This is a genomic window from Desulfosporosinus sp. Tol-M2 (assembly GCF_059735615.1).
Window position 1 is genome coordinate 1 of sequence record NZ_JCAIJG010000113.1, and the last position, 13,050, is coordinate 13,050.

Genomic DNA, 13,050 nt, shown 5'->3' on the forward strand with positions numbered 1-13,050 from the left:
GGCAGTGTGGCAGTAAGCGGTCCCGTAGAAATTAGTGGCACCGTAGGCCTTAGTGGTCATAGTATCGTTGATTCCGGACCAGTCCTAACTACTATCAATAGCGGTGGAACCGGCGAGTCCGGAGCGGCAAGTGGAGGTTCATATGATGTATTGAGCTTCACATCGTGGACGCTCGCAGTAAAATACAGCGGTGCCAGCGGAGACCAGGTGCACGTCATATTAGAGAAATCCGCGTTAAGCGGTGGTGAAGCAACGAATAGCGACTATGTCTATGATTCAAGCGGGACGTTTACAAGTGAAAAATGGCAATTCCTTACAGCAGGAATAACCCCAAGATATGCGCGATTGTATTATGTAGATACCAGCACTTCCTCCGGAACATTACTGAGTTATTTCCAAGCCCAAAACTAGGCATTGTGTAGCGAAAAAGCTGGTTTCATACTTTCAACAAACATCGTTTTCGAGCCGCAAAGCTTGGAAACGGTGTATATTTAATTATATTTGTCTTTGGTAAGCAGTTCGGCTATTTCATATATTGCTCCCTGTCCTCCGTCGGTTGCAAGCACGTAATCGACCTCTTGCTGGAGTTCGGGGGAAGAGTCTCCCACTGCGAAGCTTAAACCCACCTGCTTTAACAATTTCAAATCGCTCAGATCATTGATAATGCAAGCAACCTCTTCATAATTGAGCGCATATTTCTCCAGAACGGTTGTTGCAATTCCATTTTTCTCTCTTGAAGATATGGTATCGATTCCTGATTTTAAAGCAGCATGTTTTATCACCGGGTTGGCTTCCTGATTAATAAGCAGGGCTTGAATGCCCTTTTTTCGCAAAAGGATAATGCCGGCACAGTCTTTATAATTGAATTTTTTCATTTCCTCCCCGGATGCTGAATAATAGATAGCTCCATCGGTGAGGATTCCATCACAATCCAGCATCAGGATCTTCGTCCGTGCAGCCTTTTTCCGAATTTTATACACCTTTTCGTATTCCAGGATGGTATTATTCAATTCCTGAAACAGGGGGATTATAGTATTGATATCCTGTTCACAAACAGTAAGGTAGGGGCGAAACTCTTTTTCCATCATTTGAGCTTTTCTGATGGGGTCTCTATCCCGGGAAATCTCAGGGATGGCAAGTAATAATAACTCAAGTTCGACCCGGCTCATCGGCGTGATAAAGGTGGCAAAGAACTGATTGGTTCTTAAGTTTTCCATGCTGAAATTAAATTTGTCATAGCTCTGCTCGATATTTATTAAATCGCCGCTCGAGGCCAGGGCTGCGATATTATCCAGATCCAGTTTGCATTTATCCAGTAACTGGGTAACATTGGCACAAGCATTTTTCATTATTTGGTTTTGGGTTATCAAATACTCCAGATTATAACTACAGTTTAAGGGTAGCTGCCAATCATCCTCAACTACCCGGTTAGGCAGATAATCTTTTATAACCTCTTCCAGGATTTGAAATCTGGTTCCCTCAATATGAGCGCCGTTTTTCGTAGTGTTGATTACGTTCGTATCTGGAAGACCGCTGAGGTAGTTTTCAATTTGCAGTCTCATGCGAAGGTAACTATTGCTGCTATACACCTCATTTCCATAGACGTCCTTAACCAGGACGGCACTTTTCAGTTCTGTTTGATTGGCCTCGTGTAAGGGATAAGTTGAACCGGACATATAATTTTTGCCATCAAGATAAGCAAGGTTTTGCCCCACCAGGATGATAGGGTTAAAACCCAGCTTATGCAAAAGCTGCAGGGTTATCACGGCAATACTGGCAGCATCACTGATAAATGCCAGTCTTTCGCCGCTTTGGGGTTGTAAATAAAACGCTGCCAGGGTATCCTGGTTGATTAACATATGCATTTTGGGACCAGGGTATTTTTCCAGGGTTTCGTAGCCTACTGTACTGCCGAAAATCAGGGGAATGGATTTGAGGCCTTTTTCCAGGACTTCCTTGCAGACAATTTGATTTTCATCGCTGGGATCATAGGTACAGGCGGCATGGGGATAAATTCCGCACTTAACCAGAGCGTTGAGGGCGGTTCCAACCGTAAAAATATAGGCCAGGCCGTTATCCCTGATTTTTTTTAAGTTTTCAATTTCTGCTTCCAGGGATGGGCCCGAAGCAACCAGAAGGGCGGGCGTATTTTTGAAGAAGTCTTTTTTCGCCAGCAGGATATTAGGACTGTTCAGAACCTGGATAAAGTTTTTAATACTATTGATAGTCCAGCGTTTTTGAAAAGTGGAATACGTAGCCAAGGAAGTGCAGCGCTCTCTCAAATGGTTTTCGAATGAAGAGAAAAAGGCCTGGCGTTTTTGCGGGAAGATGCTCCGGTAAGCGGGGAGATCGATGATCAAGATGGAGCTGCGTATCCTTTTTACCATGTTCGAGAAGAACCTGTCCGGATCATCCGGCTTGTTCTCAAGATCAAAGTATTTAACTAAATGGAGCGGGAACCGTTTGAGATCTGTGTGACAGAGGAAATGATGAAAAACCTCAGGAATCGGTTCATAGATGGAAAAGGGTTTATCGGGGTAATGTTCCACAAAGGCTTTGATGTGGTAGCCCAGTCCAATCCCGTAAAAAAGAATATCTGAATGATTATTAATATTTTCAAACTGTTCAATAAAAGCTGTTCCTTCCTGGAGAGGATTCTTTTTATCATGGATATAGGTTTTTTCTATCTGTAAGGTTGTATGACCTTCTTTGTTGGTAACCAGCCCGACCAGGTTCTTATCCAGCGTGACTTCTAACTCTGAAAATTTTTGCCATAGTTTGGGAAAGGACTCCTTTAGTAGTTCCATATTAGCGCGTAATGTCATAATACCCTCCTTTGAGCAGTGAACAGTAGTGAAAGTCAGCTTCGCTATCTATGTCCCACGACCGGTCGGGAGGCATGATGTAGGCTAAGGTTTCTGTGGTGATATAATTTTTTTTCAGGAGCAAAAAGTTCGTTTCAGCTACGTAAACAGCTCCGTTTTCAATATATATTGGAGGAAGGTCCTGCCTGCGTTTGATCGACTGACCCGTTTGCAGCAGTGGGTGTAAGCGGTGACGTTCGTCTAAGGTATGCATCCAATAGGGGTGTTTATCTGTCAGAGATATGGAAACACAAACCGGCGCACCTTCCTGTACACAGTAATGGATACAGCCATCAATGTCTTCTTTGGTGCGTAACGGAGAAGTAGGTTGCAGCAGTACTACATAGTCGTAATGTACACCAATACAATTTAGCGCGTGGATTACCGGTTCTATACCTGGGGTATCATCTCGGGCCAGCTCAACCGGTCGAACGAAAGGGGTTTCACATCCCAACGCTGCTGCAGTTTCGATGATCTCTGCATCTTCGGAGGAGAGTATTAGACGATCCAGGTATTGAGACTTATTAGCCTCTTCTATTGTCCAGGCGATTAACGGTTTACCGGCCAGAAGTTTAAGATTTTTGCGAGGAATAGCCTTAGAACCGCCACGCGCGGGGATTATTCCTAAAATCTTCTTACCATTTATCATTTGAACACCTTCGAAAAATCATTATTGGCTCTTTGGTAGTCATCAAACCGTCCAATATCTATCCAATATTCACGAATGGGGAAAACGGCTATATCTTTTCCCTGATCCAATAGCATCCTGAGGAGAACGGGGACATCCAGGTATGAGTTGACCGGGACATTATCGAGAACAGAGGGATTAAACACGTATAGTCCTCCATTAATAAGAAATTGCTGCAGTGGTTTTTCTTCAATTTCCAAGAGCTGATTTTTCTGGGTAATGATCACTCCATAGGGAATCTGGAGGTTATATTCCTTAACGCAGATCGTAGCGACGGTCAGATTTTTTTGGTGGAAATCGAGTAATTTACCATAGTTAATCTTGGAAAGAATGTCTCCATTCATCAGAAGCAGCGGTTTTTCGGGTTTAGCTGGGAGCAGTCCCAGGGCACCGGCTGTTCCCAGAGGCTTGCTTTCATGCAGATATTCAATCTTCACTGCCCAACGGGAACCATTTCCGAAATGGTTGATAATCGTCTCAGCTTTATAATTCACTGAGATATAGAAATACTTGAATCCCTGTTCGATATAACTTTCCAGGATAGTCTCCAGAAGAGGTTTGTCGCCCACTTTTAACAAAGGTTTGGGGCAGTTTTCTGTTAGGGGCTCCAAGCGCCGTCCCAGCCCGCCGGCCATGAGCATTACCCAGTTGTCACGCGGAGGGGGGGTCAAGAGTTCATCGGCAATTTCCAGGCCAACCACACGGTGTTCTTCATCGAGAACGGGAATTTGGCGAAGTTTTTTACTTATCATCAGCAGGTTGGCATTTTCCCGGGATTGGTTACGGTAAACAAAGCAGGGGGCAGGGTTCATTACTTTGATTACTGTTTCATCCAGACTAAGGTGTTTAAGGATAGCCCGCCGAATATCACCATCTGTCACTGTCCCCAGTAACCGTCCATTTTCATTGACTACCAGAGCAATCTGCAATCCTGCCCGATCAATTATTTCAATAGCTTTTACAATGGGGGTGTCGGTAGTGATTAGAACATTTTTCCACATTTAAGCGTCCTCCCTATGGTGCTAAGGTACTTCATAATATGAAATCTGTTTAGGAAGAGTGCCGTTGCATAAAGCACAGACACATTAACCCATCATCCTTTACTTGCATAATTTAATATTAAGAGGTAACTATGCGACAAAAATAAGTGAGGTATCCTGTTTTGAACCTTGAGCGAAGCGAAAGGAATGGATTTAGAAATGAGAATTCTTTTAGTGGCTTATGATAACGACTCTTATATTTCATGGTTTCCGCAGGGGTTAGCTTATATCGCATCAGTATGTCTGAAGGCTGGGCATGAGGTTAAGATTTACAATCAAGACGTTTATCACTGGCCAGAGTCTCATTTAACTGATTTATTAAATAAAGAGCGCTATGACTTTATTGGGGTCAGCATGTGCGGCGGATATTATCAATACCGGAAAGTATTAAAACTATCCGAGGCTATTAATAAAGCCAAACATAGACCTTTTTATGTATTGGGAGGGCATTTGGCTGCACCGGAACCGGCCTATTTCTTAAATAAAACCTCTGCGGATGCTATTGTCATTGGTGAGGGCGAGATTACAGTGCTAAACCTACTGGAAGCTTTAGAACAAAAAAAACCGTTACACTCGGTAAACGGCATAGCTTTCCTGGAAAACGGGGTATGTGTTCAACCCCCCCGGCAAGATTTAATCGAAGATATAGACGGGATACCTTTTCCGGCCTGGGAGTTGTTCCCGATTGACCATTATGCCTTGCTCAGGGCGCCTTATATCAAAAATGGTGAACGCTGGTTTCCGGTCTTATCGGGAAGAGGGTGTACCTTTAAGTGCAACTTTTGTTACCGTATGGATGAGGGCTTTCGGGGACGAAGCCCGGAAAGCATCGTTGAAGAAATTAAAATTCTGCAAAAAGACTATATGATTTCATTCATAACCTTCTCTGATGAGCTCTTAATGAATTCCGCGCAGAGGACGGTTGAATTATGTGAAACTTTTCTAAAAAATAAACTAAATATCAAGTGGGATTGTAACGGGAGACTTAATTACGCCAAACCCGACGTTCTAAAGTTAATGAAAGAGGCAGGCTGTGTTTTTATTAACTACGGAATTGAATCTTTGGATGAACAGGTCTTGCGCAACATGAATAAAGCTCTAACCGTCAAGCAGATTGTCAAGGGCATTGAAAACACCTCGGCGGCGGGGTTAAGCCCGGGCTTTAACATTATTTTTGGCAATATAGGCGAAAGCGCTGAATCGCTGCGGCTGGGGGTTGAATTCTTATTAAAATACGACGATCATGCCCAGATGAGAACCATCAGACCGGTAACGCCATATCCCGGTTCTTCTTTATACTATTACGCTATACAAAAAGGCCTTTTAAAAGACTGTGAAGATTTTTATGAGCAGAAGCATGTAAATTCCGACTTACTTTCCGTTAATTTTACCGATCTGAGTGATGCGGAGTTTCATCGAGTTTTGTACGAAGCTAACCAAAAACTTCTGTTAAATTATTACGCAGCGCAAATTACGAAAACAAACGAGGCGCTGCATAAATTATATCTCGAAAAGGACAGCTCATTTAGAGGATTTCGCCAATCTTAGTCAATTGCTAATCCAGCAGGAATTGCCAGACCCCCATGCCGCTGTTCGGCAAGCGTTAGAACATCGAGATGATTGAAAGGGATCTGTGTGATGAACGTCAGTGCGGCCAGTGGAACCGTTAGTGCTGTGTTGAGAGTACGCGAGGAATGGTGAAAGACTTGAAGAGATGCGCAAGACGCTGGGGGGTAAGGGGAAATGACAAAGAAAAGATTTGAAATCGGAGGCGAATATCCCCTTGATGCTGTGCACCTTTCTTCGAAAGAAGATAATTTATACAATAGGCTGAAAGGATTTGAAGCAGTATATTTCAACACCGGCAGAAGTGCGATCAGAGGTGTATTGCGGCAGCTGAAGGGTAAAAGGGCATTACTGCCGGCCTACATCTGCCAGTCGGTAATCCAAGCCTTTGAGCAGGAGCATTATGTTCTTGATTTTTACAATATTAACACCGATCATTCCCTGGATGTTGATGATGTAAAACGAAAGTGTACCCCAAATAGCGATGTTTTTTTTGTTATACATTATTATGGCACTCTGCAAAATGAGAATGACTTAACTGCCATCCGAAATCTTTGTCACATGCTGTCCATTACTATTGTTGAGGACACGACCCACAGTATTCTGACTAAAGTGCAAACTATTGGTGATTATTGCGTTGCCAGCCTGCGCAAATGGTTTGCTTTGCCGGATGGCGGTGTCGCCTATTCTTTGTCACAAAAAATAGATGCCGTACCTTCCAGTAGAGAAATGTCATTTACCAATACCCGTCTTGCCGGCATGTTCCTCAAAGGGTTATACCTTAACAGATTGACGGATTGTAACGGGACATATCGCAAGCTGTTTGCCGCAGCAGAAAAGACGATTGACGGAGAAAGCGAAATATTCGCCATATCAGATTTTTCTAAGGAAATCGTTAAAGCTTTTGATATTGGAAAAGCAACCCAAAAGCGCAAGGAAAATGCGGCTTATTTACAAAAGTTTTTAAATAATCCCCTTGTAAAGTCTGTTTTTCAAGAACTTAATGTGGGCGTATGCCCGTTTTTTTATCCGCTTTATGTAGGAGATAGGGAAAAACTACGCTGTTATTTAAATCAAAACAATATATATTGTCCTGTGCATTGGCTATTAGAAGATCAAAGACTGATTGCATATGATACGGTGAGGTACATTTCAGAGCATATTATCTCGCTCCCTATTGACCAAAGATACGGCGTATCCGATATGGCATACCTGTGCAGGGTCATCAACAGATATCCTGGAGGCAATTGTGAGAACCTTCGAAATAATCGCTTTTAGCGAAAAAGATCAATGGAATGATATCGTAAAGTCGTTTGCCACACATGACGTATATTATTTAAATGAATATGTCTCCGCTTTCCGTTACACAAATGACGGGAAGCCGTTGCTGCTATATTACCATGGCGACGCAATGCATTTGTGTTATGTTGTACAGCAAAGTGATCTTGCGGAATCAGTTAAGTTTAGTGGTCTTCTACAACAAGGCAAGTATTATGACTGGTCAACACCGTATGGCTACGGTGGGCCATTAACGGATTGTTATGATGAGAAAGAAATGAGCGATTTTTTCAAATTGCTAAACGGTTACTGTAGAGCAAACAATATTGTTACCCAGTTCATTCGTTTCCACCCACTTTTACAAAATCAAAGAACCTTTGAGATCTTTTGCGATTTACGAAGATTCAAAAATACCGTTTTCATTGATACATGTGATATAGCTACTATTTATACAAATATGGACTCAAAAAGCAGGAATCTGGTTAGAAAGGCCCAAAAGAACAAGATTGAGATTATAACTGACAGGAGTAAAGAAGCCAAAGCAGCGTTTTTAGATAGTTATAAAAGCACCATGCAGCGGCACAATGCAGCTGAATATTATTACTTTAATCAGCTGTTTTTTGATGATCTGAGCTTAAATCTTGCAGAATATTATACGCTTTTTAGTGCAAAGCTTAACGGGAAAATAATAAGTTCCGCCATTGTAATGCATTGTAACGGTAATCTGCATTACCATCTGGCGGCATCTTTGCGTGAGTACATGCATCTTGCACCGAACAACCTGTTATTATTTAGCGCAGCTTGCTGGGCGGCGGAAAATGGCTATACCAGATTTCATCTTGGCGGCGGAGTGGGCATAGAGGACAGCTTATTTTCATTTAAAAAATCGTTTAATAAAAATGGTTTACTAGATTTTTATATCGGAAGAAGTGTGTTTTGCAAGGAAATATATCAAGAATTATTGGACATTCGTACAGCCGCGAATTCGGATTTTAATCCTCATAATAACCATTTAATTCAATACCGGGCATAACTGAAGGAGCTCGAAAAGAATGAACAAAACGTTGATTATTGCCGAAGCAGGTGTTAATCATAACGGCGAAATGGATTTAGCTTACAGTTTAATAGACGTTGCAGCAAAGGCTGGGGCGGATTATGTAAAATTTCAAACCTGGAAAAGTGAAAATGTTATCTCCAAATTTGCCCCAAAAGCCGAGTATCAGAAGGAATCTACTGACGCAGATGAATCTCTGCTGGAAATGGAAAAGAAGTTAGAATTTCCTTTTGAAAACTTTCTGCCCTTGAAGAACTATTGCCATAAAAAAGGCATTGGCTTTATATCCACACCATTTGATCTTGAAAGTGCGCTATTCCTATTTTCCATCGGTGTGGATCTGATAAAAATCCCCTCCGGCGAAATCACCAACTTGCCGTTGTTGGAAGTGATCGCCGAACATTCCCGCCCGGTAATCTTATCAACCGGCATGTGTGAAATGCAGGAGATCGCAGCTGCAATTCATATTTTGCAGAGCAAGGGTAATAACAAAATCACTTTGCTTCATTGCAATACCCACTATCCAACCCCTATGCGGGATGTTAACTTGCGGGCAATGCAAACCCTAAAGGAGAGGTTTGAGCTGCCGGTAGGTCTGTCCGATCATTCGTTAGGCATTGAAGTGCCTATTGCCGCCTTAGCGTTGGGGGCGGTAGTGATCGAAAAACATTTCACTTTAAATCGGGCGATGCAAGGGCCTGACCATAAAGCCAGTGTTGAACCGGACGAACTATGCAATATGGTAAAATCCATACGTAACATTGAATTAGCGCTGGGAAGCGGTGAGAAGCATGTAACGGAATCTGAAAGAGGAAATATCGCAGTCGCTCGAAAGAGTATCGTGGCCGCAAAAAGAATTTCAAAAGGTCAGGTTTTTTCTCAGGATAATATCACAACCAAACGGCCAGGCACAGGTATATCGCCAATGAAATGGTATGATGTCTTGGGCGGAGTGGCAAAGCGTGATTTTCAGGAAGACGAGATGATTGATTTATGATCGAAAAATACAGGATTTGTGTTATTACCACTACCAGAGCGGAATTTGGGCTCTTAAGTTCGGTCATCAAGCGCATTCAGGAAGATCCTGAGTGTAAACTTCAGCTAATTGCTACCGGCACTCATTTGGAAGAAGAATTTGGCATGACCTACAAGGAAATTGAACTGGATGGCATTGAAATCGCGCGGAAGATAGCGATTTATCAGGGTAGCGAGGAAGGGCAAGTGTTGCAAACAATGTCTCTGGCGGTATCTCAAATTGGCAAAGCGCTGATGGAACTGCATCCTCAGATCGTTGTTTTACTAGGTGACAGGTATGAATTGCTGCCGATTGCCAGTGCCTGTGTCGTTCTAAGAATACCAATAGCCCACATATCAGGCGGCGAAATTTCGGAAGGTGCCTATGATGAGTATATCCGGCATGCAGTGTCGAAGCTATCGTACATTCATTTTACATCAACTGAAGCATATCGCCGGAGAGTTATCCAGTTAGGTGAAGCACCGGAACGGGTATATAATGTCGGAGATCTGGGGGTTGAAAACATTCAAAATCTAACAAGGCTGACCAAAGAGCAGCTGGAAAATGAACTTGGTATTTCCATAGGTGATAAAATGCTCCAGGTCACCTTTCACGCCACAACTTTGGAGGATGATTCAGTGCACCAGTTTGAGCAGTTGTTAGCTGCTCTTGAAGAAAGACCTGAATTTCAGGTAGTGTTTACAAGACCAAATGCTGACAGCGGAAGCTCGGCGTTAAACCGCATGATTGATGAGTTTGTCGAAAGGAATGCCAAGCGCAGTTATGTTTTTGCTTCTTTGGGATATACAAGGTTTTTAAGCTTAGTCTCATACTGTGCGGCTATGGCTGGGAATTCTTCCAGCGGGATTGTTGAAGCACCGAGTCTTAAAGTAGGAACCATTGATATTGGCAATCGGCAAAAGGGCAGGATTTGTGCTGAATCAGTTATTCATTGCCAACCGGAAAAAGGTGAAATAATAGCTGCATTAGATGCAGCCTGTTCGGTTGATTATAAAGAAAAGTTGCAACGAATTAAAAACCCCTATGAATCGAAGGGCACTTCGGCAAAAATTCTAAAGCAAATTATGCTGTGTTTAGACAATTATTCAGGTATGTATAAGAAATTTGAAGATTATTATTTTAGTGGGGGAAGTTGAGTTCGGCAGGATTGTTAACTAACCGGCAAGCGCCGCTGATCTTGTTGAGCAGAGGTGAAAGAGGGTTATTTGGTAGTAAGCTAAGGCTAAAGGAAGGCACTGCTGGGTAAATTTATTATCCGACGCTCCAGGTTTTCAGCTGTACTCAGGTCCATCCGCGGACAATACTGATACATGGGCAGTTGGTGCATTAAGGTCCAGGCCGGGCGGGTCATGATGCCAAGCTTGTTGGTTAACTCCAGAATAGTGTCCCGTGCGGCAGAATATTCTTCATCCAGCAAGAGAACGTTTAACCAGTAGTTACTGCGGGCAAAGTCAGCTTCTTTAAAAGCTTTTACACCCTTCAAATCAGCAAATGCTTCCTGATACCGTACGGCCAGAGACCTTTTTTGCTTAATAAACTCTGGTAGTTGTTCGAGTTGGGCACAACCCAGGGCGGCGTTGATATTTGGCATTCTGTAGTTATAACCCACCATATCATGATTGAACGACCAGGCGTGGGGCAGTTTGGCCTGTGTGGTCAGGTGTCGAGCCAATACGGCAAGAGAGGATTCGTTAGTTAAGATAGCTCCGCCACCGCCGGTGGTAACGATCTTGTTGCCATTAAAGCTGAGAGCCGAAAGCCGTCCCCAACATCCGGTATGATAACCCTTGTACAAAGAACCTAAAGATTCTGCCGCATCCTCTACAAGCATCAGTTTGTATCTCTGGCAGACCTCCATCAGCGGGTCAATATCCACAGGGTGTCCGAAGGTATGCATGGGCAGCACTGCTTTTATACGCCGCCCGCTTTTCTTATTGAAGCAGCCTTCAGTTCGAAGTTCGCTGATCTCTCGAAGATAGTCACCCAGCTTGAAAGGGTCTAAACCCAGGGTTCTTTCCTCATTGTCCGCAAAATGGGGAACAGCGCCGCAATAGCTAACCGCATTGGTTGTAGCGATAAAGGTTAACGCAGGCACTAAAACCTCGTCACCGGATGTGACTCCAGCCAACTGCAAGCAAATATGGAGCGCTGCTGTACCATTTACAACCGCGATCACATGTTTTATTCCGGAGTACTCCGCCAGTTGTTTTTCAAAGCGGTCTACATCTTTCCCGGTCGAAGAAACCCAGCCACTGTCCAGGCATTTCTTAACATAATTCCATTCATTTCCTTTAAATAACGGTTCGTGCAGGGCAATTGATTTTTGTTCTCGGGGTAACACACCTTGTAAAGTTTGGATAATAGTCTTTGGATCGAATTCCTTTTTCATAGAGTATAAACACCAGACTTGTATTTTTTCAAATTATCGCTATTCCTGAACCAGTTTATCGTTTCCGTCAAGCCTCGTTTCAAACCCTCATGCCCGGCATATTCAGGTTCCCAGCCCAGGAGTTTCTTGGCCTTAGTATTATCTGCCCATAAGCGTTCCACCTCGCTTTTTTCTGGGCGCAGCCGGACCTGTTCGGTCAGAATTTCGATCTTAACCTGCATTATTTCTGCGATAAGTCCAACTAATTCTCCGATAGATATCTCATAATTACTGCCTATATTGATCACTTTACCGACAGAAGTATCTGACTCGGCTAAAGCGATAAAGCCCTGCACGGTATCTTGAACATAGTTGAAATCACGAGTGGGATGAGTGGAACCCAGCTTGATTTTACGTTGACCGCCGGCAATTTGGGTTACTACGGTGGGGATAACCGCCCGGGCTGATTGGCGCGGGCCATAAGTATTAAATGGTCGAATGACCGCTACAGGGGTGTCGAATGAGTTGTGAAATGCTAGGGCCATTTGATCAGCGGCAATCTTCGTGGCTGAATAGGGTGATTGTCCTTGCAGAGGGTGTTCTTCGTTAATTGGAGTGAAGCGAGCAGTGCCATATACTTCACTGGTAGACGTGTGGATAACTTTCTCAACTCCCAGTTTACGCGCGGCTTGAAGAATATTTAAGGTCCCTTTGATATTCGTATCGACATAAGTATCCGGGGAATGATAGGAATAGGGAATAGCAATTAAAGCGGCCAGGTGAATAACCACTTCACACCCTTTCATTGCTTCTTGAACCCCATGCGGATCTCGAATATCACCGGAAAATATCTCAAGATTATCCTGAAGGGATTTAGGCGTATAATCCAACCATCCCCAGGAATTGAATGAATTATATAAAACAAAGGCGCGTATGCTACAGCCCAATTTCAGCAATTCTTCTGTTAGATGGGATCCGATAAAGCCGTCAGCCCCGGTAACGAGGATTTTTTTGTTGATCAGATTCATTTAAACCTCCAAGATTTAATAACTCTAGAGTAACCATGTAAACAAATAAAGTTCAATACTTTTGATTAACCAAATATATTTGATGACTCAGTCAATTATGTCAAATTATAAGCATATCCGCACACCCT

Annotated in this window: 11 protein-coding genes; 6 read left to right on the forward strand and 5 right to left on the reverse strand. The window is 43.1% G+C overall.

Annotated elements, in window-relative coordinates:
* Nucleotides 1-411, forward strand: a 411-nt coding sequence (locus AC6I5A_RS08355; protein WP_034614371.1) for a hypothetical protein, incomplete at its 5' end; no start/stop codon positions are given.
* 80 nt (nucleotides 412-491) lie between these two features.
* Here the strand turns inward: AC6I5A_RS08355 and AC6I5A_RS08360 are convergent.
* Genes AC6I5A_RS08360 through AC6I5A_RS08370 form a run of 3 tightly spaced genes read right to left on the reverse strand, consistent with a single transcriptional unit; the run spans nucleotide 492 to nucleotide 4,553 of the window.
* On the reverse strand, nucleotides 492-2,825 hold the full coding sequence (locus tag AC6I5A_RS08360) for a 6-hydroxymethylpterin diphosphokinase MptE-like protein (protein WP_034614373.1): 2,334 nt from the start codon (nucleotides 2,823-2,825) through the stop codon (nucleotides 492-494).
* A complete protein-coding gene (locus AC6I5A_RS08365) occupies nucleotides 2,809-3,513 on the reverse strand; it encodes an acylneuraminate cytidylyltransferase family protein (protein WP_034614376.1) in 705 nt (234 codons plus the stop codon). The genes AC6I5A_RS08360 and AC6I5A_RS08365 overlap by 17 nt, the downstream gene beginning before the upstream one ends.
* Nucleotides 3,510-4,553 (reverse strand): nucleotidyltransferase family protein, encoded by a 1,044-nt coding sequence (locus AC6I5A_RS08370; protein WP_034614380.1) that lies wholly within the window; start codon nucleotides 4,551-4,553, stop codon nucleotides 3,510-3,512. Before AC6I5A_RS08370 ends, AC6I5A_RS08365 begins: the two co-directional genes overlap by 4 nt.
* A gap of 186 nt (nucleotides 4,554-4,739) precedes the next feature.
* Between AC6I5A_RS08370 and AC6I5A_RS08375 the strand changes: the two genes are divergently transcribed.
* The 5 genes from AC6I5A_RS08375 (at nucleotide 4,740) to neuC (ending at nucleotide 10,662) form a co-directional block, all read left to right on the forward strand.
* The gene (locus AC6I5A_RS08375) at nucleotides 4,740-6,140 is read left to right on the forward strand and encodes a B12-binding domain-containing radical SAM protein (protein ID WP_497900607.1); all 1,401 of its coding nucleotides are present in this window, start codon (nucleotides 4,740-4,742) and stop codon (nucleotides 6,138-6,140) included.
* 195 nt (nucleotides 6,141-6,335) lie between these two features.
* On the forward strand, nucleotides 6,336-7,436 hold the full coding sequence (locus AC6I5A_RS08380) for a DegT/DnrJ/EryC1/StrS family aminotransferase (protein ID WP_034614382.1): 1,101 nt from the start codon (nucleotides 6,336-6,338) through the stop codon (nucleotides 7,434-7,436).
* Entirely contained in the window at nucleotides 7,408-8,469 is a 1,062-nt protein-coding gene (locus tag AC6I5A_RS08385; protein WP_052167975.1) for a GNAT family N-acetyltransferase, read from the forward strand. The genes AC6I5A_RS08380 and AC6I5A_RS08385 overlap by 29 nt, the downstream gene beginning before the upstream one ends.
* Before the next feature lie 19 nt (nucleotides 8,470-8,488).
* Entirely contained in the window at nucleotides 8,489-9,487 is a 999-nt protein-coding gene (gene neuB, locus AC6I5A_RS08390; protein WP_034614385.1) for an N-acetylneuraminate synthase, read from the forward strand.
* On the forward strand, nucleotides 9,484-10,662 hold the full coding sequence (gene neuC / locus AC6I5A_RS08395; protein WP_034614387.1) for a UDP-N-acetylglucosamine 2-epimerase: 1,179 nt from the start codon (nucleotides 9,484-9,486) through the stop codon (nucleotides 10,660-10,662). The genes neuB and neuC overlap by 4 nt, the downstream gene beginning before the upstream one ends.
* An 86-nt stretch (nucleotides 10,663-10,748) precedes the next feature.
* Here neuC and AC6I5A_RS08400 read toward each other — a convergent pair whose 3' ends face one another.
* Together AC6I5A_RS08400 and AC6I5A_RS08405 are read right to left on the reverse strand one after the other, a co-directional pair.
* Nucleotides 10,749-11,915, reverse strand: a complete 1,167-nt coding sequence (locus AC6I5A_RS08400) for a LegC family aminotransferase (protein ID WP_034614389.1) — start codon at nucleotides 11,913-11,915, stop codon at nucleotides 10,749-10,751.
* Entirely contained in the window at nucleotides 11,912-12,922 is a 1,011-nt protein-coding gene (locus AC6I5A_RS08405) for an NAD-dependent 4,6-dehydratase LegB (protein ID WP_034614391.1), read from the reverse strand. The genes AC6I5A_RS08400 and AC6I5A_RS08405 overlap by 4 nt, the downstream gene beginning before the upstream one ends.
* Nucleotides 12,923-13,050 lie beyond the last annotated feature (128 nt).